At 65.9% G+C, this 20,394-nt stretch carries 25 protein-coding genes; 6 read left to right on the top strand and 19 right to left on the bottom strand.

All coding sequences use genetic code 11. The annotated features are described in order from the left end of the window. Positions 1 to 102: 102 nt before the first annotated feature. Together IAG41_RS14850 and IAG41_RS14845 are read right to left on the bottom strand one after the other, a co-directional pair. Entirely contained in the window at positions 103 to 1,656 is a 1,554-nt protein-coding gene (locus tag IAG41_RS14850) for a M56 family metallopeptidase (RefSeq protein ID WP_187729433.1), read from the bottom strand. Continuing rightward, complete coding sequence (locus IAG41_RS14845) at positions 1,653 to 2,021, bottom strand: BlaI/MecI/CopY family transcriptional regulator (protein WP_187729432.1); 369 nt, start codon at positions 2,019 to 2,021, stop codon at positions 1,653 to 1,655. Before IAG41_RS14845 ends, IAG41_RS14850 begins: the two co-directional genes overlap by 4 nt. A 280-nt stretch (positions 2,022 to 2,301) precedes the next feature. Here IAG41_RS14845 and IAG41_RS14840 point away from each other — a divergent pair, with 280 nt between their 5' ends. Continuing rightward, complete coding sequence (locus IAG41_RS14840; RefSeq protein ID WP_187729431.1) at positions 2,302 to 3,705, top strand: N,N-dimethylformamidase beta subunit family domain-containing protein; 1,404 nt, start codon at positions 2,302 to 2,304, stop codon at positions 3,703 to 3,705. 260 nt (positions 3,706 to 3,965) lie between these two features. Here the strand turns inward: IAG41_RS14840 and grxD are convergent, their stop codons facing one another. The 15 genes from grxD to IAG41_RS14765 all read right to left on the bottom strand — a co-directional run bounded on the left by grxD (position 3,966) and on the right by IAG41_RS14765 (position 15,184). After that, positions 3,966 to 4,298 (bottom strand): Grx4 family monothiol glutaredoxin, encoded by a 333-nt coding sequence (grxD, locus tag IAG41_RS14835; RefSeq protein ID WP_187729430.1) that lies wholly within the window; start codon positions 4,296 to 4,298, stop codon positions 3,966 to 3,968. 6 nt (positions 4,299 to 4,304) lie between these two features. Beyond that, a complete protein-coding gene (locus IAG41_RS14830; protein WP_187729429.1) occupies positions 4,305 to 4,544 on the bottom strand; it encodes a BolA family protein in 240 nt (79 codons plus the stop codon). Continuing rightward, complete coding sequence (locus tag IAG41_RS14825) at positions 4,544 to 4,867, bottom strand: DUF1476 domain-containing protein (RefSeq protein WP_187729428.1); 324 nt, start codon at positions 4,865 to 4,867, stop codon at positions 4,544 to 4,546. The genes IAG41_RS14830 and IAG41_RS14825 overlap by 1 nt, the downstream gene beginning before the upstream one ends. Positions 4,868 to 5,038: 171 nt before the next feature. Next, positions 5,039 to 6,034, bottom strand: coding sequence for an NADPH:quinone oxidoreductase family protein (locus IAG41_RS14820; protein ID WP_187729427.1), 996 nt, complete (start codon positions 6,032 to 6,034; stop codon positions 5,039 to 5,041). Beyond that, positions 5,997 to 6,626, bottom strand: a complete 630-nt coding sequence (leuD, locus tag IAG41_RS14815) for a 3-isopropylmalate dehydratase small subunit (protein WP_187729426.1) — start codon at positions 6,624 to 6,626, stop codon at positions 5,997 to 5,999. Before leuD ends, IAG41_RS14820 begins: the two co-directional genes overlap by 38 nt. A 106-nt stretch (positions 6,627 to 6,732) precedes the next feature. Next, positions 6,733 to 6,870, bottom strand: a complete 138-nt coding sequence (locus IAG41_RS14810; RefSeq protein WP_187729425.1) for a hypothetical protein — start codon at positions 6,868 to 6,870, stop codon at positions 6,733 to 6,735. Positions 6,871 to 6,873: 3 nt separating this feature from the next. Further along, complete coding sequence (leuC, locus tag IAG41_RS14805; protein WP_187729424.1) at positions 6,874 to 8,325, bottom strand: 3-isopropylmalate dehydratase large subunit; 1,452 nt, start codon at positions 8,323 to 8,325, stop codon at positions 6,874 to 6,876. Positions 8,326 to 8,391: 66 nt separating this feature from the next. Continuing rightward, a complete protein-coding gene (locus IAG41_RS14800; RefSeq protein ID WP_187729423.1) occupies positions 8,392 to 9,237 on the bottom strand; it encodes a c-type cytochrome in 846 nt (281 codons plus the stop codon). Between the two features lie 63 nt (positions 9,238 to 9,300). After that, the gene (locus tag IAG41_RS14795) at positions 9,301 to 10,143 is read right to left on the bottom strand and encodes a c-type cytochrome (protein WP_187729422.1); all 843 of its coding nucleotides are present in this window, start codon (positions 10,141 to 10,143) and stop codon (positions 9,301 to 9,303) included. A gap of 73 nt (positions 10,144 to 10,216) precedes the next feature. Then, entirely contained in the window at positions 10,217 to 11,176 is a 960-nt protein-coding gene (locus IAG41_RS14790; protein WP_187729421.1) for an NAD-dependent epimerase/dehydratase family protein, read from the bottom strand. 110 nt (positions 11,177 to 11,286) lie between these two features. Further along, on the bottom strand, positions 11,287 to 11,970 hold the full coding sequence (locus IAG41_RS14785; protein ID WP_187729420.1) for a ferritin-like domain-containing protein: 684 nt from the start codon (positions 11,968 to 11,970) through the stop codon (positions 11,287 to 11,289). Positions 11,971 to 12,088: 118 nt separating this feature from the next. Next, positions 12,089 to 12,736, bottom strand: coding sequence for a CoA transferase subunit B (locus IAG41_RS14780; RefSeq protein ID WP_187729419.1), 648 nt, complete (start codon positions 12,734 to 12,736; stop codon positions 12,089 to 12,091). Further along, positions 12,736 to 13,272, bottom strand: a complete 537-nt coding sequence (locus IAG41_RS14775) for a hypothetical protein (RefSeq protein ID WP_187729418.1) — start codon at positions 13,270 to 13,272, stop codon at positions 12,736 to 12,738. Before IAG41_RS14775 ends, IAG41_RS14780 begins: the two co-directional genes overlap by 1 nt. 77 nt (positions 13,273 to 13,349) lie before the next feature. Continuing rightward, on the bottom strand, positions 13,350 to 14,465 hold the full coding sequence (locus IAG41_RS14770) for a 5'-nucleotidase, lipoprotein e(P4) family (protein WP_262408675.1): 1,116 nt from the start codon (positions 14,463 to 14,465) through the stop codon (positions 13,350 to 13,352). Beyond that, positions 14,465 to 15,184 (bottom strand): CoA transferase subunit A, encoded by a 720-nt coding sequence (locus IAG41_RS14765; RefSeq protein WP_187729417.1) that lies wholly within the window; start codon positions 15,182 to 15,184, stop codon positions 14,465 to 14,467. Before IAG41_RS14765 ends, IAG41_RS14770 begins: the two co-directional genes overlap by 1 nt. A 243-nt stretch (positions 15,185 to 15,427) precedes the next feature. Between IAG41_RS14765 and IAG41_RS14760 the strand changes: the two genes are divergently transcribed. Both IAG41_RS14760 and IAG41_RS14755 read left to right on the top strand, forming a co-directional pair. Then, complete coding sequence (locus tag IAG41_RS14760; RefSeq protein ID WP_187729416.1) at positions 15,428 to 15,964, top strand: outer membrane protein; 537 nt, start codon at positions 15,428 to 15,430, stop codon at positions 15,962 to 15,964. A 122-nt stretch (positions 15,965 to 16,086) separates the two neighbouring features. Then, positions 16,087 to 17,739 (top strand): thiamine pyrophosphate-binding protein, encoded by a 1,653-nt coding sequence (locus tag IAG41_RS14755; RefSeq protein WP_187729415.1) that lies wholly within the window; start codon positions 16,087 to 16,089, stop codon positions 17,737 to 17,739. Here IAG41_RS14755 and IAG41_RS14750 read toward each other — a convergent pair. After that, positions 17,699 to 18,148, bottom strand: a complete 450-nt coding sequence (locus tag IAG41_RS14750; RefSeq protein WP_316251163.1) for a helix-turn-helix domain-containing protein — start codon at positions 18,146 to 18,148, stop codon at positions 17,699 to 17,701. The genes IAG41_RS14755 and IAG41_RS14750 overlap by 41 nt on opposite strands. 103 nt (positions 18,149 to 18,251) lie before the next feature. On the opposite strand from IAG41_RS14750, the gene IAG41_RS14745 reads away from it, so the two are divergent. Further along, on the top strand, positions 18,252 to 19,058 hold the full coding sequence (locus IAG41_RS14745) for an SDR family NAD(P)-dependent oxidoreductase (RefSeq protein ID WP_187729413.1): 807 nt from the start codon (positions 18,252 to 18,254) through the stop codon (positions 19,056 to 19,058). A 103-nt stretch (positions 19,059 to 19,161) separates the two neighbouring features. Then, a complete protein-coding gene (locus IAG41_RS14740) occupies positions 19,162 to 19,404 on the top strand; it encodes a hypothetical protein (RefSeq protein ID WP_187729412.1) in 243 nt (80 codons plus the stop codon). 73 nt (positions 19,405 to 19,477) lie between these two features. Here IAG41_RS14740 and IAG41_RS14735 read toward each other — a convergent pair whose 3' ends face one another. Further along, positions 19,478 to 19,648 (bottom strand): CsbD family protein, encoded by a 171-nt coding sequence (locus IAG41_RS14735; RefSeq protein WP_187729411.1) that lies wholly within the window; start codon positions 19,646 to 19,648, stop codon positions 19,478 to 19,480. 89 nt (positions 19,649 to 19,737) lie between these two features. On the opposite strand from IAG41_RS14735, the gene IAG41_RS14730 reads away from it, so the two are divergent. Beyond that, complete coding sequence (locus IAG41_RS14730) at positions 19,738 to 20,334, top strand: class I SAM-dependent DNA methyltransferase (protein ID WP_187729410.1); 597 nt, start codon at positions 19,738 to 19,740, stop codon at positions 20,332 to 20,334. Positions 20,335 to 20,394 lie beyond the last annotated feature (60 nt).

Below are 20,394 nucleotides of genomic sequence, written 5' to 3'. Positions count from 1 at the left end.
CATTGCACAAGAGCGACGAGTAACGGGGCCGGCTGCGAAGGAGTTCAACCGGCCCCGTGTGAAGGGCTCCCGCCGGGTGGCGGGTTTACCCTTCCCCTCTCGTCAATCGTCGTCCTTGTCGTTTCTGTCGGCCTTGTCAGACTCGATCTCGGCCAGCGCCTGATCCAGACCGGCCAGCGCCTTGGCACGCTCGGCTTCGGACATGTCACGCTCGCTCTCGATCGAGCGGCGGGCCATGCGGATCCCCATCCGGGCGCTCTCGATGCCCATGCGCTTGCCATGCATCGCCATGCGGTTGGCATCCGCGGTGACCATCGCGATCCGATCCGAGCAGACGATCATGATCTGCTTCTTGCCCTCGGTGCGATGCTCCACCGTCGGTTTGCCCTGGCCGCACTTGCCGTCGCGGACCTCGGGGATCGAAGCCTCGATCTCCGCCATGTCGGGCATGTCGACCTCTTCCCGGCCGCCGTCGGCGCGGACGATGACGATCTTCTTGACCTGCTTGCCGTCCTTCTTCTCGTCATGGACGTAGCGATAGACGTGCTTCTCGATCTTGTGCGGACCCGCGGCGGCTTCCGGCGCTTCGGGCGGCTCGGGAAGCTCGGGCGCGGCGACCGGTGCGACCGGCGCCGGCGGCGCCGGCACTTCCTGCAGGCCGATCGTCGCCTTGACGTCGTTCTTGATGCGCTCAGCCGCCTGGGTGCCCGAGGCAGTTAGCCCCAGCGCCGCCAGCGAGAGCGCGCTCACGCCCACCAGTCCCGTGGCGATCCGGGTGGGGGATAGTTTCCTGGTCTTCGAAAGCATGCGTAGCCTCCCTTTGACTTCGTTGATCGTGTGCAAGTGACATGCCGCCGAGACCGCACCCCCATGCGCGGACTTGACGATCGCACGGCCATAAGCATGGCGCAGTGCCTGGGCGCGGCCGGCGAGCACGAGGGCGTCGCAAGCCATTTCCTGATCGGCGCGGAAGGCGCGGAAGGCCCTCCAGGCGATCGGATTGAACCAGTGGATGGCGAGGACGATGAGCGCGACCCAGTTCGCGATCAGATCGCCGCGGACATGGTGGCCAAGCTCATGCGCCAGCGCCAGGTCGCGCTCGAGTTCGTCGTAGCGCTCGGAAAAGTCGCGCGGGAAGGCGACATATTTGCGGAAGATGCCGAAGGCGAGCGGACCATGCGCGGCATCGGTCTCGATCACCCGCACCCGGCCCTGCGCCACGGTACGGTCGACGCGCGCGCGGCTGAGCAGATTGTGGCAGAAGCGGCCGTGCGCGATCAGGTGATAGACGAGGAAGCTGAGCGCCCCCAGGCCCCAGACGATCCCGACGATCAGCAGCCAATCGATCGGCGCGGCGTGGACGACAGGGGCCGCCGAGGTTGCCGCAACTGCTACCGGAACCGCCGCCTCATGGCCGCCCGACATCGGCTCGACCACATAATAAGCAATGACCTCGCTCGCCCTGGCGACCGGCGTCACCGCCTGCTCGCGCCAGCTCTCGGGGAGCGGCGGCAGCAGCAGCCGGGCGACCGGCAGCAGCCAAAGCGCATAGGCCATATGCGGGCCAAACGCCTTGCGTACGGGTCCGCGGACGACCAGCACCAGCAGCATCAGCAGCGTGGTGGCGATCAGCGTCTCTACTGCCCAGCCGGTCATTGCTTGAGATCCTTCAGCAGAGCCTCGATCTCGGCGATGTCCTGGTCGGTGATTTCGTCGCGCTCGGCGAGATGCGCGACCAACGGCGTCAGCTTGCCGCCGAACAGCCGGTCCATCAACTTGCGCGATTCACCCGCGACATAGTCGCCGCGCTCGACGAGCGGGCGGTACAGATACCGCCGCCCTTCTTCCTGATGTCCGATGATCGCCTTGGCGAGCAGGCGCCCGAGCAGGGTCTTGACCGTGTTCGCGCTCCAGCCGCGTTCGGCAGGCACGCGCTCGGCGACTTCCTGCGCGGTAAGCGGGGACTCCTCCCAGAGCACCTCCATCACGGCGTGCTCGGCATCGCTGATCCGTTCGGTCATCTCGTCCCTCTTTGACTACTTATGTAATCGCTATGTTTACGTCTGTAGTCAATAGCGCTGAACGCTGGCTGAATGGATTCTGACAGATTGGAGTCGGACACGCCGCGGACGCCCGATGACAGGCTGGTACGGGTAGCGGGGGATGTTCGTGGATCGTCCGGATAATCGTCGGTGCGATAGACGCGACGCATACCGCAGCGAACCGTTACGCGGCATCCAAGGCGATGCCGTCGCCCTATGTAGGGAGAAATGACCATCGGGTGATCTACGGGGAGGATCGATGCAAGTTTATGCGATCGAGTCCAGCTTCGCCGCGGGCCAGGCCTTCACGATCGGCGTGCAACCGAATTCACGCTTTTCGGTGGCACTTTATGTCCAGGGTAGCGAGGCGATGCTGGGCAGGTTCAGCCGGATCTCGCCAATCTCGGCCAGCAACGTCACGCATGACCGGCGTGGCGACGGCTTCGTCTTCCAGTCGGGCGGAAGCAGCGCACCGATGGCGTATGACCAGGATTGGGCCTGGCCCACGATCACGCTTCGGCCGGATTGTCCGGCGGTCCCCAGCGGCGCCTATATCGCTATCGTCTATGAGGTCGATGCCGCCGGTCGGCCGACCACTCCGCTGGGACAGCTTTGCGCGGCCGGTGCGCCCGTCCATGGCTCTCCGCCCGACAGCGACAATATGGCGCTGGTCATGTGCCGCCCGGCGAGACCGGCCGCGCCGATCGCCTATGTGGTCCCCATCGCCACCTATCACGCCTACAACTCCACCGGCGGCGGCTGTTTCTATGACGATCATGTCCATGGGACGAGCCCGCAATGGAAGGTGAGCCTGTTGCGCCCCGGCGGCGGCCTCGGCGCGCAACTCGGCGAGCCGCCTGATCCCTATGATCCGGGCTCGCCGCGCCAGCAATTCACCCATTGGGACGCGAGGTTCATCCGCTGGCTGATCGCCCGGAATATCGATTGCGATTTCTACACCGACCTGGACCTGCACAGCGGCCAGCTCGATCTGACCGCGTACCAGTGCATGCTGAGCGTCGGGCATCACGAATATTGGAGCCACGGGATGCGCGACGCGGTCGCCCATTTCCTGAAGGGCGGCGGTAATGTCGCGGTGTTCAGCGGCAATACCTGTTTCCGGCCGGTCGATTTCGGCGCGCCCGGGACCCCCGAGCATCTGAAGGTCGTCAACAAGCTCGCGGAAAACTGGCCCGGCCATGACGAGTCCGACCTCCTCGGGCTGAGCTACGGCTTTGGCGGCGGCAAATGGGGCGACTGGGAGCCCGGCACCGGCTGGATCAACACCGCACGCGATCCGATCGGCTTCACCGTGCGCAATGCGAACCATTGGGCGTTCGCTGGCTGCGGGCTGGCGGATGGACAGACGTTCGGCGCCGAGGACCGGCTGATTGGCTATGAAGTCGATGGCGTGCCGAGTGCCCCCAATGGCTTCAACATCCTCGCCGATACCGGCAGGCTGGACGGATGGGACATGGGCGGCGCCGGCGCGATGGGGATATACGGCACCGAAAGCGCGTCCGACCCCAGGAAGGGATTGGTCTTCAACGGCGGAACGACCGATTGGGCGCGCGTCCTTACCGACGGTCACGCCTCGGCCCATAGGATCGTGTCGCGCGTCACCGCCGACGTGCTCGAAGCATTCACTGGCGGAAGCCGATGAGATCGCCCGAAGGTCGGAAAACTGTCGGATCGGCTTACAGGTGCGGAGGGTGGTTAATTCTCGCTAACCACTAAACCTGCGGAAAACCGCCACTCGGCAGAGTTGGCACGCCGCCTGCAAAGTAAGAGGCACCCGAGCGTTTCTACGCTTCATAGGGCGGGTCGATGCTTTAACCGGTCTCGCGTCGACCCGCCCGCACCGGGCTTCCCACAGAAAGCGAAACAAGCGGGACGCGCCGAAACGCGTCCAACTCGCACGGGTCACGCCGAGGCGGTGACGCCCTTGTCGGCCAGCAGTTGCGCCAGCTCGCCGCTCTCGTACATCTCCATCATGATGTCCGATCCGCCGACGAATTCGCCCTTCACATAGAGCTGCGGGATCGTCGGCCAGTCCGAAAAGGCCTTGATGCCCTGGCGCACGCCCTGGTCCTGGAGCACGTCGACGCTCTCGAACTCGACGCCGAGATGGTTGAGGATGGCGATCGCACGGCTGGAGAAGCCGCATTGCGGGAATAGCGGGCTGCCCTTCATGAACAGCAGCACATCACTCGCGTCGACCAGACCCTGGATACGGTCCTGCACTTCGTCGGTCACTTGGGTTCACTCCTCGACTGGCGCTTCGGTGGTCAGCTGGAGCGCGTGGAGCACGCCGCCCATCCGCCCACCCAGCGCCGCATATACTGCCTGATGCTGCCGCACGCGCGGCATCCCCCTGAACATGGGGGCGACGACCCGCGCTGCATAGTGGTCGCCGTCGCCGGCAAGGTCGGTAATCTCGACATGGGCATCGGGGATGCCCTCGCGGATCAGCGCCTCGATATCGGCCGCGGCCATCGGCATTATTTGGATTCCATGAGCTGGCGGCGCGCCTCGACCATCTGGTCGCGCAGCGCGTCGCGCACGGTGGCGTCGTCGACTTCGATCCCGGCGGCGAGCAGATCGCCCAGCAGCTTGCGGATCACATCCTCGTCGCCGGCTTCCTCGAAATCGGCCTGGACCACCGCCTTGGCATAGGCGTCGGTCTCTTCGGGGGTGAGGCCCATCTTGGCCGCCGCCCAATGGCCGACCAGCCGATTGCGGCGCGCGGTGACGCGGAACGCCATATCCTCGTCGCGCGCGTACTTCGCCTCGAACGCCTTCTCGCGATCGTCGAATGTGGTCATGTCGTCCTAGCCCCTCGGGTTGCGATACCCGCGAGATAGGTAAGCCGCGCCCCGCTGGCAACGCCTCTTGAGCCCCTCCCCTTCAGGGGAGGGGTTGGGGTGGGGCAGTGTCCACTGAGGTTGGCATCCATGACTCCTCCACCCCCAACCCCTCCCCTGAAGAGGAGGGGCTTAGATTTTTACCACCAGCTTTCCGATCGCGCCGCGCGCCGCCATCTTGGCGATCGCCTTGCCGCCGTCCGCGAGCGAAAACACCTCGGTCACCCTGGGCGCAATCCGCCCCTCGTCCCACAGGCGGAACAGCCGCTCGATATGTGCCTGGTTGGCCCCGGGATCGCGCGCCGCGAAGGCGCCCCAGAAGACGCCGCACACGTCGCAGCTCTTGAGCAGGGTCAGGTTAAGCGGCAGCCTGGGGATGCCCGCCGGGAAGCCGACGACCAGATAGCGCCCCTCCCAGCCGATCGCCCGGAGCGCCGGCTCGGCATAGTCGCCGCCCACCGGATCGTAGATCACATCGGCGCCTGCCGGCCCGACCGCGGTCTTGAACTGTTCGGCCAGCGCCTTGGACTGGTCCTTGTCGAACGGCGCGCGGCCATAGACGATCGTCCGGTCGGCGCCCGCGGCCTTCGCCGCCTCGGCCTTTTGCTCGGACGATACCGCCGCGACCACCGTCGCGCCGAACGCCTTGCCCAGCTCGATCGCCGCCAGCCCGACGCCGCCGGCAGCGCCCAGCACCAGCAGCGTGTGCCCCTCGCGCAGATGCCCGCGATCGAGCAATGCGTGGATCGTCGTGGCATAGGTCAGCAGCAGCGCCGCGCCTTCCTCGAAACTGCGCCCCTCGGGCAGGCGGAACAGCCGCGCCGCCTCGGTCACCAGTTTCTCGGCGAGCCCGCCATGGCCCGTCACCGCGACGACATGGTCCCCGGGCGCCCATTCGGTGACGCCCTCGCCCACCGCCGCGATCACGCCGGCGATCTCGCCACCGGGCGCGAACGGCCGCTGCGGCTTGAACTGGTATTTGTCCTCGATGATCAGCACGTCGGGATAGTTGATCGCGCAGGCCTTCACTGCGATCAGCACCTGGCCCTTGCCCGGTACGGGATCGGCCACTTCCTCGACGCTTAGAGTTTCAGGTCCGCCCGGCGCCTTCGAGAACAGTGCCTTCATTCCCGCCTCCTACAGCGATCCACGGGCGCGCATCGACAACCGCGGATTCATATTTAGAAATCGCGGTATCTCTTGCCAGCGTCATGCCGATCTCGTCCAGCCCTTCGAGCAGGCACTGGCGGCGGAACGGGTCGAGTTCGAAGGCGAAGCGATCCTGGAAGGGCGTTGTGACGGTCATCGTCTCGAGATCGACGGTAATCTCGTCGGTCTTCGCGACCTCGACCAGCCGGTCGACCGCCTCCTGCGGCAGTACCACGGTGACGATGCCGTTCTTGAAGGCGTTGCCCGAGAAGATGTCGGAGAAGCTCGGCGCGATCACGGCCCTGATGCCCAGATCGCCCAGCGCCCAGGCGGCGTGCTCGCGGCTGGAGCCGCAACCGAAATTCTCGCCCGCGATCAGCACCGGCGCGCCGGCATAGCGGGTGTCGTCAAAGATGTTGCCGGGCTGGGCGCGCACCGTCTCGAACGCGCCCTTGCCCATGCCCTCGCGCGTCGTGGTCTTCAGCCAGTGCGCGGGGATGATGATGTCGGTGTCGATATTCTTGGCGCCCCACGGATAGGCGCGCCCTTCCACCTGGCGGACCGGCTCCATCAGCGCGGACTCCCGTTCGAAATGGCGATCTGGACGGAAACAGCGCTCCCGCGGCGCGAAAACATCGCGCCCTTCCCGTCACCCCTCCCGAAGACAATCGCGGCGCTTAACGCGCCTTTGCGAGTATCTTGGCGGTCGGAGCGGTCTTGGCCGGTGCCTCGGCCCGCGGATATGCACTGGCATAAGCCGCCGCGAGCCCGCTCAGCACGGTCGCGGTAATCAACGCAACTAGCGCCCGTTTCATTCTTCATCCCCAGTGGCCGCCGCCGGTCATTAGATCTCTGACGTCGGTAAGCCGCCCGGTGACCGCCGCCGCCGCCGCCATTGCTGGCGATACGAGGTGCGTGCGGGCCCCAGGTCCTTGTCTTCCTACGAAATTTCTATTCGAAGTGGAAGCACAACGTTCACCGCTAGGTACTTTGTCGGGGTTCATGGCCAGGCACATCGAGCAGCCGGGCTCGCGCCATTCGAAGCCGGCCTCCAAAAAGATGCGGTCTAGGCCCTCGGCTTCGGCCTGGCGCTTGACCAGTCCGGAGCCCGGAACGACCAGCGCCTGGCGGATGCGGTCGGCGATGTGACGCCCTTCCACCACCGCCGCGGCGGCGCGCAGATCCTCGATCCGGCTGTTGGTGCACGAGCCGATAAAGACATGCTCGATGCCGATATCCTGCATCGCCGTGCCCGCCGCGAGCCCCATATAATCCAGCGAACGCCGCGCCGCCTCGCGCTTCGATGGGTCGGCGAAGCTGTCGGGATCGGGCACCGCGCCGGTGATCTGGACGACATCCTCGGGGCTGGTGCCCCAGGTCAGCGACGGCGCGATGTCGCTGGCCGAGAGCCTCACCACCGCGTCATAGGTCGCGCCGGCATCGGTCGGCAGCGTCTTCCAATAAGCGACGGCCTTGTCCCAGTCGGCGCCCTGCGGCGCCATCGGGCGGCCCTTGAGATAGGCGAAGGTCGTCTCGTCGGGCGCGATCAGGCCCGAGCGGGCGCCACCCTCGATCGACATGTTGGACACGGTCAGCCGCCCCTCGAGCGACATCGCGCGGATCACCTCGCCGGTGAACTCGATGACATGACCCGTGCCGCCGGCCGCGCCGATCTTGCCGATGATCGCAAGCACCACGTCCTTGGGGCTCACGCCGAAACCGAGCGCCCCGTCGACGCGGACCTCCATCGTCTTCGACGGGGCGAGCAGCAGGGTCTGCGTCGCCAGCACATGCTCGACCTCACTGGTGCCGATGCCGAACGCCAGCGCGCCCAGCGCGCCATGCGCCGAGGTATGGCTGTCGCCGCAGACGAGCGTGGTGCCGGGCAGCGTGAAGCCCTGTTCCGGGCCCACGACATGGACGATTCCCTGCCGCGCATCGAGCGCGTCGATATAGGGCACATGGAATTCGGCGACATTGGCCCGCAGTGCCGAAAGCTGCCCTGCGCTTGCCGGATCGGCGATCGGCAGCGCGTGCCCCTGGGCATCGACGCGCGCCGTGGTCGGCAGGTTGTGGTCGGGCACGGCGAGGGTAAGGTCGGGCCGGCGCACCGGGCGGCCGGCCGCGCGGAGGCCCGCAAACGCCTGGGGGCTGGTCACTTCATGGACGAGGTGACGATCGATATAGATCAGGCAGGTGCCGTCGTCCCGGCGCTCGACGACATGGTCGGCCCAGATCTTTTCATACAGGGTGAGGGGTTTGCTCGCCATGCTGGCGATCTAGGCGAATCTTGCTCAGGTGCAACCCGCTCCGCAATTTTGCGTCGCCAAGTTCGGCTATTGCGTAGCTGCTCGCGTCGCCTCGCCCTTCAGATAGGCCTGGAGCGCATCAACCTCCGCATCGGTAAAGGCATAGGCTCCCTCCACCGCGACATCCTTCATCACGCCCAGGTTGCGGCCGCCCGGCGGCACGCCGGTCTTGAGCAGCTTGTGGAACGTCGCAGAGTCGTAGCTCGCTGCCATCGGCGCCAGCGCTGGCGCTATCTGCTTGCCCCCTTCGAACGGCTTGGGCTTGTGCAGTTCGTGGCACTCCGAGCAGACCGCGTCGTAATAATAGCGGCCGATATCTGCCGGGCGATGCTCGGGCGCGACCTTCTCCACCTGTATACTCGGCGCCATTTCCCCGGTCAGCATCAGGAAGCGCCCCATCGGGCCCCAGCTGCTGCCGACGACCGAATCCTTCGGCGTGAACTTGAGCGTGCGGATCCACGCCGCGATCTTCAGCACGTCGTCGTCCGCGAGATTGCGGTGCGCGTCGGTCGGCATAATGAACAGCGAGCTGCCATCCTTGCGCACTCCGTGCTGGATCAGCCGCACCAGTTCCGGGTCCGAATAGTCCGCGGTCTTGCGCGCGATCGAGGGTGGCGCGGGATGGCCGATGAACCAGGGAATGTCGGTCCACACGGTGCCTTCGCCATTGGGGCCATGGCAGCCGCGGCAGCCGGCGAGCTTCGCCAGCCGCCCGCCTTCCTCGATCGACGCGGCGTCCTTGGGCAAGGTGACCGCGGTCAGCGGCACCGCATGGCTCCGCCGGATCAGCCATTCCGATCCGCCGTAGACCACCGCAGCGAACAGGAGCAAAAGTCCGACGAGCGCAGCGACTGCGCGCCTCACAAACCGCATCGATCATCCCCCCAGAAGTCGTGAAGGGCGTTTACCACAATCGATGCAGATGCGTCACGGCAACTATCGCGGCGGCATCTTCTCCGCCTCACCCTTCAGATAGGACTGGACCGCGGCGATCTCCTGGTCGGTCATCGCCGCGAACCCTGCCTTGGCAACCACGCTCATCAGCCCCAGGTCGCGCTTGCCCATGCCCTCACCGGTGCGCATCAAATGGCGGAACTTGTCGGCGTCGTAGGATGCCGCCATCGGCGCCAGCGCGGGGACCTTCATCTTGCCGTCCTCCATCACGCCTTCCTTGGTGAGCTTGTGGCAGGCGAGGCAGGCGATATCGACATAGTAGCGGCCGATATCGGCGGGACGCGTCTTCTGCGCCACCATCACCGAGGTCGCCATCGTCGGCAGCTTGTCGGCGAGCACCAGCGCGCGGCCCACCGGTCCGAACACAGTACGCGCCTTCGAATCCTCGGGACCTTGCCTGAGCGAGCGGATCCAGGCGATCACGCGGCCCAGATCGTCGTCGGAGATGTGCGACAGCGCATGGGTCGGCATGATGAACAACGAGCTGCCGTCCTTGTGCACGCCGTAGCGGACCGCGCGCGCCAGTTCGGCATCGGTCATGTCCAGGGCAGCCGCCGCGAGCGGCGGCGGCGCGACTCGCCCGACCATCGGCACTTCGAACAGCACTTTCCCTTCGCCGTTCGCGCCATGACATTCGCGGCAACTGGCGATGCGGGCGATACGGGCGCCCTCGGCGATCGACGCCGCGTCATGCGGCACCGTCACCGCCACCGTCGGCACCGTATGACTCTTGCGCAGGATCCATTCGGAGCCTGCATAGACGATCACGACCACCAGCAAGATGATGCCGACCAGCACGGCCAGCCCTCGAACGATCCAACGCATTCCGCTCTCCCTTAAGGAGTGCGCGACTAAAGGCGGGACCGGGAAATGCGCGGCGGCCGCGACGACAATTCGACTAAGCGACGAAACCGATCGCAGGCGAGACATAGTCCGCGTCATGCGCGAACGGCAGCTCGGCGCCTTCGGCAAGTGCGGTCAGCACCGCGGCGAAGTCGGTCTCGCAGCGAAAGCCCAGCATCCGTTCGGCCAGCCCAGCGTCGTAGACGCGCCCGATGCGCGCCGGCAATTGCCAGCCGCGTCGCGCGTAGAGCGCCGCGGCTTCAGGGAAATGCCGTGCGATCACCGCGGGCGCGTCATGCTTGAGCGCCGCGCATTCCTCACGCGCGAACGGTGTGGGCGCCGAGACGATGAACGTTCCGAACCCGACCTCCGGCGCCTTCTCCAGTGCCGCAATATGCGCTCGCGCCGCATCCTCCACCGTCAACCGGCGGTGGAGCAACTCGTTCGCCTTCATATTCTCGCCCGATAGCGTGCGATGCGTATCGTCATCCTCGGGGAAGAAGCGGCTGGTGCGCAGCACGACGCAGTTCAGCCCGTCGTTCAGATGCGCCAGCCGGCAGAGCTGCTCGGCGGCGAACTTGGTCACGCCATAGATGTTGCGCGGCTCGATGGGCCCGCTCGCCTCGTCGAGCCACACCGCCGCGTCGCCCGCCTCGTCGCGGATCGACTGGCTGATCATCAGCGAGGTGGTAGAGGTAAACACGAACCGGTCGTGCCCCCCCGCCAGAGCCGCTTCGAGCAGGTTGAGCGTGCCGCTCACATTGACGTCGACGAACGCCTGCGCGGGATAGCGGACGATGTCGGGCTTGTGCAGCGCGCCGCCATGGATCACCGCATCGATGCCGTGCTCGCCGAACAGGCGGTCGACCGTATCGCGGTCCGCCACCGATCCGATCACCTGAGTTTCCGCGCCCGGGGCGACGTCGAGCCCGACCACGACATGCCCCCGGTCCCGCAGCATCGGCACGAGGAACCGGCCCAGCCAGCCGGAAGAGCCCGTCAGAAGAATTCGCATGTCCGCGTCTATGCCTCAGTCGTCGCTCCGGCGAAAGCCGAGGTCCGGGAGTCGCAGCGCGGACCTTGAAGCCCTGGATCCCGGCTTTCGCCGGGATGACGGAGAAGGAATCAGGCTGCGGCGGCCACCGGCGAGGCGAGGCTCTCTGCCGGGTCGTGCGCGTCCTGCCATTCGGTCCGGCGCTTGACCCAGGGATTGAGGAACAATGCCGGCAGCTTGAGGAACAGCAGCTCCGAATGGATGAAGGTGTCGATCGCGTGCTCCCACCATTTGGGGTCGCGCTTGCCGTTCGCCTTCAGCCAGCCGTCATAGGGCGCCCAGTGGCTCGGCTCATCCTTCTCGATGATCTGGAAGATCTTGATCAGCGTCCGGTCGTGCTTCACCAGCGGATGCTTGAGCAGGATGTCGACCTGCTTGTAGCCGCGCTTCTCGGTGAGCGAAATCACCCGGCAGAGCTTCTCGAACTCGTTGTCCTCGGCGATGATCCTGTTCGTGTCGAGATTGTCGATGGTGCGCCGGAACATGATCTCGACGAAGCGGTCGATATGCCCGCAGGTGCGGTCGACCCGGAGCGGCATCTTGCCCTGCAGTTCGAACCAGCGTTTGAACATCACATAGTGCTTGCGCTCGTCGGCGCGGTGCTTCTCGATGTCGGCGATGAGCTGGTGATCGTCGGGCGCGCGGGCGCGCACCGCCTCCAGCACGCGGTCGATGCTCGTATACCCCCGGTGCTCGTTGTAGATGTAGATCGAACCCAGCAGGTCCAGATAGCGGGTACGAAACCAGGTCAACATTGCCGGACGCTACGCCTCGCTCGGAGTAGCGTCAACTTGCGGCACTGCAACACACCGGATACGCGGCGGAAATTCTCAGGCGTCATGCGGAGTTAGTGCCCGGATGACGCGTTTCGGTTCAAGCCGCGGCGCGCGCCTCGTACTTCGCCGTGGTCTTCGCCGCGACTTCCTCCTCGGTGACGCCCGGCGCCAGCTCGATCAGCCTGAACGGCGACTGGTGATCGGAGCGCTGGAACACCGCCAGATCGGTGATGATCATATCGACCACGTTCTTGCCGGTCAGCGGCAGCGTGCATTGCGGGATGAACTTCGGATCGCCGTTCTTGCTGGTATGCTCCATCACCACGATGATCTTCTTCACCCCGGCGACCAGATCCATCGCGCCGCCCATGCCCTTGATCATCTTGCCGGGGATCATCCAGTTGGCGATGTCGCCCTGCTCGCTGACCTCCATCGCGCCGAGCACGGTCAGGTCGATATGCCCGCCGCGGATCATCGCGAAGCTCTGCTCGGAGCCGAAATAGGCCGATTGGGGCAGTTCGCTGATCGTCTGCTTGCCGGCATTGATCAGGTCGGGATCGACCTCGTCGTCATAGGGAAACGGCCCGATGCCGAGCATGCCGTTCTCGGACTGAAGCGTCACTTCCACGCCGTCCGGGATATGGTTCGCCACCAGCGTCGGGATGCCGATACCCAGATTGACGTAATAGCCGTCCTCGAGCTCGCGCGCGGCACGCGCCGCCATTTCGTCACGGGTCCAGGGCATCAGTGCATTTCCTTGCGTTGATAGAATTGGTCGAAGGGCCGCTTGGCCATGACCGGATCCGAAAGCTGGTACAGCATGCAAGCGGTACGAACGGCGTTGGTCCTGGACAGGTCCCAATCCGCGAATATGTCCGCCCAGGACCCGGCAACGGCGGCTGCGATTGCGGTCTCACGTTGGAAACGGGTCAGGGCAAGCGCGCGAACGCCTTCATAGACCGGCGCTGCGTCGCGGAGCAGCGCATCCTCCACCCGCCCCCGATAGGCCGCCAGCGCGCCCTGCAACGAAAGCCAGCGCCTGGCATCGAAGCGGTCGGCGGGAATCTGGCTCCGCATCGCCGCGACCAGCGCCGGCCGGAAGGCATCGATACGATCGCTCACCGCCAGCTTTACCGCTTCGTTGGCGATGGCGCACGTCCTCGCCAGGCCGATCCGCTCGAGATGCGCGCGCATCACCGGCGATTCATAGATCGCTTGCTCCGCCCAATTGCTCAGCAGCAGCGTTCCGTCGCCGGCCTGGAACAGCCTCTCGTCGCTCAAGGGAGTACCCTGCGCCACGGCAGGCGCCGGCGGGAAAAGCGCCGCCGTGATACCGAAGGCCCAGATGCGCCATATGCTCACGGAGCGGCATCGATCGACAGCCGAGCCGGCGCCGCGGATGCGTCCCCCGGATCGTTCCAGCGCTTGTCCGCCGGGAAAACCTCGTCGAAGCTGCCCTTGAGGCCGCTGCCATAGACGGGATTGGGCAGCATGAACCAGCCCGCGCCCCATAGCGGCGCGATCATCGTCTCGGTCGCCGCGTTGCGCCGCATCACCGGGTTCGGGTCCTTGTTGAACAGATCGGTGAAGTCGCCGAGCTGGTCGCCAACCAGTGCGATCACGCAATAGCGCTCGGCGATCTGCCAGCGGCGTTCGTCCTTGGCGCTCGACGTCGTGCCGTCGTCGCCGCGCAGCCAGAGCGTCTTGCCATGCTCGGCCGGGCCCAGCCCCGCGCCGTTGAGCGCCGCCTCGGTCTGCGCGGCATTGGCCGCCAGCCGGTTGGAATTGAAGACCACCGTCACGCCCTCGCGCCGCGCCGCCTGGAGCGCATCGACCGCGCCCGGCACCGCGCTCACCTTGCCAGCGCCGGTCTGCTCCCAGCGATCCCAGCGTTTTTCGTCATAGGCGCCCTGGCGCTGTGCGTCGGAGGCCTCATAGCCCAGGTTGAGCAAGGCAGTCTCGTCCACGTCGAGCACAACGGCGAGCGGCTTCTGCTCACACGCCGTGAACTTCGGCGCCGCCAGCGTGCCGTCGCGCGAAAGCACGACCGACCAGGCGGAACTGCCTGTCTTCCGGTCGAGCGCCCGGTTGCGGACATAGGCCCACAACGCCTGATAAGCCTGCACGCTCAGCGCCGCCGCCTCGCCCGATCCGTAGAGATATTGCATCCCTGGCGGCACGGCGACGCCCGCGGCCGGCGTGGCTGTCACCGGCGGCTGGTCCGGTACACCGCTGGGCGACGGCAATTGCTTGAGCTGCGTGACCTGCCACTGTCCCTCCGGCGTCTGCACGGTCGCACTCGGCGCGGGCTGCGGGGCTTCCTGTCGCCCCCGGTTCCGCTTGCGCTTCTTCGCATCCTGCGACGACTTGTAGATTCCGCCCGCCGCCACGACCGGTACCGCCGCAGCGACACAGCCGGACAGCAGCGCCATCGCGACCGTCCCGCCCAGCAATCGCCCGGAGGCGCTCGGCATCATGCCGCCCCAACGACTTCTGGGCGCTGCCGCGTCGTGCGGAACTCGATCTTCTTGTCGTAGGGGCTGCCGATGATCATCCGCTTCACATAGATGCCAGGCAGATGGATGCAGTCCGGATCGAGGCTGCCAACCGGCACCACTTCCTCCACCTCGGCTACGCAGACGCGCCCCGCGGTCGCCATCGGCTGGTTGAAGTTGCGCGCGGTCTTGCGGAAGATGAGGTTGCCGCTCTCGTCGGCCTTCCAGCCCTTGATGATCGAGACGTCGCTGCGGATGCCGCGCTCGAGGATATAATCCTCGCCGTCAAAGGTCTTCACTTCCTTGCCCTCGGCCACCTGGGTGCCGACGCCGGTCTTGGTATAGAAGCCCGGTATCCCTGCCCCGCCCGCGCGGCAGCGCTCCGCGAGCGTGCCCTGGGGGCAGAATTCCACCTCGAGCTCGCCGGCGAGATATTGCCGCTCGAACTCCTTGTTCTCGCCGACATAGGAGGAAATCATCTTCTTCACCTGGCGGCTGCGCAGCAGCTTGCCCAGCCCCTCATTGTCGATGCCCGCATTGTTGGAGGCGATGGTGAGCCCGGTGACGCCCGAGGCCTGGATCGCGTCGATCAGCCGCTCAGGGATGCCGCACAGGCCGAAACCGCCGGCGCACAGAGTCATGCCGTCGAACAGCAGCCCTTCCAGCGCTGCTTCGGCGTTGGGATAGAGCTTGTTCATCGCTGCGATTCTCTCCTGATCTGGCGCGGCGATAATCCCCCGGCCAAGCCCCGGTCAAGCAAACCTGAACCGGCTTTCAACTTCGCGACCGTTCGCAATTGCACAAAGGTATAGGTGAGGCCGAAAGGCAACACCTACCAGTGTAGTTAATTTGCCATATTGCAGCTGCGAGATGGAGACCTACGTAGTCCCCCGGATGGCCATCCGAAGCTAGAGTACAAAGTCCAAAGAGTAGGAAAAACAATGCGAATTCTCGCAACGGCGGCGCTCGCCCTGACGGCAGCCGCAACCCCCGCTTTCGCCCAGGATGAAGCCAAGCCCTTCCAGGGCCCGCGCGCCGAAATCGTCGGCGGCTGGGACCGTGTGGAAACCAATAACGCAGGCGCGTCGGGCTTCACCTATGGCGGTGCGCTTGGCTACGACCTGCAGCGCGGCAAGGCCGTGTTCGGCGTCGAGGGTGAAGTCACCGGTTCGACCGCGAAGGAAACCGACGCGGGCGTCACCGTCAAGGCTGGCCGCGACCTCTATGCGGGCGTGCGCGCCGGCTATGTCGTCATCCCGAACACGCTGCTCTATGTGAAGGGCGGCTACACCAATGCGCGCGTGATCGGCGAGACCGCCAATGTCCGCGCCGCCGACAATCTCGACGGCTTCCGTCTGGGTGCCGGCGTGGAGCGCCAGTTCGGCCGCTTCTACGGCAAGGTCGAGTATCGCTACTCGAACTACAGCCAGGACGTGGAGCGCCATCAGGTGCTCGCCGGCCTCGGCGTTCGCTTCTGATCGCCTGACGATCATGAAGGGCCGCGCGGTTCGCCGCGCGGCCTTTTTCGTGCCCGGCGCATTCGGCCGCCGCACGGCAAGGGGGGTTACCCAAGCAGCCCTGCCCGGTCTAGACAGGCACGATGACCGCGAAACGAACCGGGGGCCGGATCCTCGTCGACAATCTGGTCGCACAGGGCTGCGACCGTATCTTCCACGTGCCGGGCGAGAGCTTCCTCGCCGTGCTCGACGCGCTGCACGACACGCCACAGATCGACTTGGTGACATGTCGCCAGGAGGGCGGCGTCGGCTTCATGGCGTGCGCGGACGGCGCGATGACTGGGCGGCCGGGCGTGGCCTTCGTGACGCGCGGGCCGGGCGCGACCAACGCTTCGATCGGCGTGCATGTCGCGATGCAGGATTCGCAGCCGATGATCCTGTTCATCGGCGATGTCGACCGCGGCATGCGCGACCGCGAAGGCTTCCAGGAAGTCGATTTCCCTGCAATGTTCGCCCCGCTCGCCAAATGGGCGACGCGGATCGAGGATGCGCGGCGGATTCCCGAATATGTCGCGCGGGCCTATGCGACCGCGATGAACGGACGGCCCGGCCCGGTGGTGATCGCGCTGCCCGAGGACATGTTGTGCGACGTGGTCGATGCGGTGGACCGGCCGCGCATCGAACGCGTGTGGCAAGCAGACAACAGCGAACAGGCTGATGCAGCGCTGACCCTGCTGCGCAACGCCAAGCGTCCCGTCGCGATCGTGGGCGGAGCGGGCTGGGACAAGGCGACGACCGGCGCATTCGATTGCTTCGCGAGCAACTGGGGTATCCCAGTCGCCGGAGCGTTCCGCCGGCAGGACGCGATTCCGAACTGGTCCAAGGCATGGGCCGGTAATCTGGGCTACGGCCCCAATCCGAAACTGGTCGCGCGGATCAAGGCGGCGGATGTGATCCTCGCAATCGGAGCGCGGCTCGGCGAAGCGACGACGGATGGCTACACCCTCATCACGCCGGATCACCCGGGCCAGTCGCTAATCCATGTCCATCCCGATCCCACCGAGCTCAACCGGGTCTATCGCGCTGACATCGCGGCCTGCTGCGACACCTTCTCCTTCGCGGATGCGCTAGCCAGCGCCGAATATCCACCGACACCGCACGCCTCCGGCGCCGAAGCCCATGCCGAATGGCTCGAATGGTCCACGCCCAAGCCCCGCGAGGGCGTAGCGCTCGATCTCGGCCAGTGCGTGCTGGCGATGCGCGAGGCGATGCCGGTGGACACGATCATCTGCAACGGCGCGGGCAACTTCTCGGGCTGGTGGCACCGTTACTGGCGCTATGGCCCGCAGCCTTCGCAGCTCGCCCCAACCGCCGGCGCGATGGGCTATGGCGTCCCCGCCGCGGTCGCTGCGGCGATCCGCTTCCCCGATCGCCAGGTCGTCGCGGTCGCCGGCGACGGCGATTTCCTGATGAACGGCCAGGAGCTCGCCACTGCGATCCAGCATGACGCGAACATGCTCGTCATCGTCGTAGACAACTCCACCTACGGCACGATCCGCATGCACCAGGAGCGCGAATATCCCGCGCGCCTCTCCGGGACCGCGCTCAGGAACCCCGATTTCGCCGCGCTCGGCCGCGCCTATGGCGCCTGGGCGGAGACGGTCGAGACGACCGAACAATTCGCCCCTGCGCTCGACCGCGCGCTGGAGCAGCCGGGTCTGAAGCTGCTCCACCTCAAGACCGAGGTGGAGTTCATCACTCCAGCAACCACGATCTCCGCGATCCGGAACCGCTGACCAAAGGATCGTCGGGCAGAGCGACGCGCAGCGCCCGGCCCTCCAACGGCACGCCGGTCAGCCGGTCGATCACCATCGGCTCGACCAGCTTGCCGGTCTCTTCGTCGACGAGCCGGCTCGTGCCGCCCTTGCCATTATACGTCCGGCCCCATTCGCCGATGACGTGCAGCACAGGCAGGAAATCGCGCCCCGCCGCCGTCAGCACATATTCGTCGCGCGGCGGCCGCTCGCTGTAGCGGCGCTTCTCCAGCACCCCCGCCTCAGTCAGCGCGCGCAGGCGCTGCGTGAGGATGTTCGGCGCGATCTTCAGGCTGGTGCGCAGCTGGTCGAACCGGGTCATCCCCAGGCTCACGTCGCGCAGGATCAGCATGCTCCAGGCGTCGCCGACCCGCGCCAATCCGCGGGCCACCGGGCAAGGAGTCAAATTTTCTTCTCTCGTATCCATTGCATAATGATAGTGAGTTACTATTAAAATGCAAGCGACTCGCTTCAGGGCCGCATGGAGACACGAAATGAGCAATTCTTCCCTCGGCACCGCCCTGATCACCGGCGCATCGACCGGCATCGGCGCGGTCTATGCCGATCGCCTGGCCCGCCGTGGCCATGACCTGATCCTCGTTGCCCGCGACGCCGCCCGCATGGGTGCGCTCGCCGAAAAGCTGCGCGCCGAAACCGGCCGCACGGTCGAAGTCCTCCCCGCCGACCTGACCGACGGCGACGATCTCGATCGCATCTCGAAGCGCCTCGAAAGCGACCCTGCGATCACCCTGCTGGTCAACAATGCCGGCATGTCGCTGAATGGTGGCCTGCTCGAAAACGAAGCGTCGCAGCTCGAGCGCATCATCACGCTCAACATCACCGCGCCGACCCTGCTCGCCTCGGCCGCCGGCAAGGCGTTCAAGGCACGCGACAAGGGCGCGATCATCAACATCGCCTCGGTGCTGGCGCTCGCTCCCGAAGCGTATGATGGCGTCTATAGTGGCACCAAGGCCTATCTGCTCAACCTGTCGCTCTCGCTGTCGCGGCAGTTCGCCGGGAGCGGCGTGCAGGTCCAGGCCGTCCTTCCCGGCGCCACGCGCACCGAGATCTGGGAGCGGTCGGGCAAGGATGTCGACAGCTTCCCCCCCGAGATAGTGATGGGCGTGGACGACTTGGTCGACGCATCGCTGCTCGGCTTCGATCGCGGCGAGGCCGTCACCATCCCGCCGCTCGCCGACGAAGGACTGTGGGAGACCTATCACCAGGCGCGCCTCGCGCTGGGGCCGAACCTTTCGCGCCGCGACGTCGCGCCGCGCTACCGCGAGACCGCCGACGCGTGAACCTATCGCGGCGAGGGAAGTTGGTTGCCGGGGTGGCGACCAATTTCCCGCGGGTGCAGCCGATTGCCCTTGGTTATATCATGCCGGGAGCAGGAGGAGCGCGGTGCCGCACTGGCGATCGGTACATCTCGGCAAGCGCGGAGATCGTCTCCGCATCGAAGGCGTGCATGTGTGGGAGGAGCCGTGGCGCTGGGTCGAGCGCCGCACCGTCTATCTCCCCCACCCGCTTCATACCACCGAGAGCTTCTCGTTCATGATCTGCGAGGTTGGCAGCACGCGCAATCCAGTGCGTTTCGCCGCCGGGCAGGTCGGCCCCGATCTCTGGGCATTCTACGTCGAAGACTGACCCTATCGCGCCAAATGGAAAGGGCCGCCCCGGTTTCCCGGAGCGGCCCTATTTCATTGTCGGACAGCTGGCGTCAGATGTCGTCGCCGAGCGCGCCCTTGACCTTGCCGATGGTCTGCTGGGCCTTGCCCTTGATCTCCTGGGCGGCACCTTCATCGCGGGTATCGGGGTTGTCGCTCTGCTGCTTTACCTTGCCGATCGCCTCGTTGACGTTGCCCTTGATCTTGTCGGTAAGCTCACCCATGACACTAGTCTCCTGGCCGCGAGCCGGTGCTTGGTCGCACCCGGTTCGTTCAATGAAAACAACGGTTCGCGCCGGGCGGGGTTCCACAAATGCCCGATATCATTGCCGAACATTATGAGCGCAACGCGCACGCATTCGATTCCGCACGGCGCGGACAGTTCACCGAAAAGCCGTGGCTCGACCGCTTCTTGCTGGGCGTTCCCAAGGGCAGCCGGATCCTCGATCTCGGCTGCGGCGGCGGCGAACCGATCGACCGATACCTGATCGATCGCGGCCATACGCTGACCGGCGTGGACGTGTCCGAAACCATGGCCGGTCTCGCCCGCACTCGATTCGCCAGGCACCATTGGCTGAAGGCGGATATGCGCGCGGTGGCGGTGGACGGCCCTTTCCAGGGCGTGCTCGCCTGGGACAGCCTGTTCCATCTTACGCATCCCGATCAGGCCGCAATGATCGCCCGCGCCGCCGCATGGCTCGCGCCCGGTGGCATGTTCCTGTTCAACACCGGCCCTGCGCACGGCGAAGTCACCAGCTGCCAGTTCGGCGAGCCGCTCTATCACGCGAGCCTCGACCCCGCCGAGTATCGCGAGCACTTTGCCGCATTCAAGCTGATGGAAATCGCCTTTGCGCCGGACGACCATATGACCGGCGGCCGCTCGGTCTGGCTGGCGCGCAAGGCGGATTAGTGTCGCATTCGTGAATCGAGACATCCGCTGTTGATGGAAAGCGGACGTCCCCACACCGCA

This window comes from Sphingomonas sp. JC676, assembly GCF_014489075.1.
Lineage (GTDB): Bacteria > Pseudomonadota > Alphaproteobacteria > Sphingomonadales > Sphingomonadaceae > Sphingomonas.
Note: the sequence above shows the minus strand (reverse complement) of the source record. Positions and strands in the feature narration are given on the sequence as shown.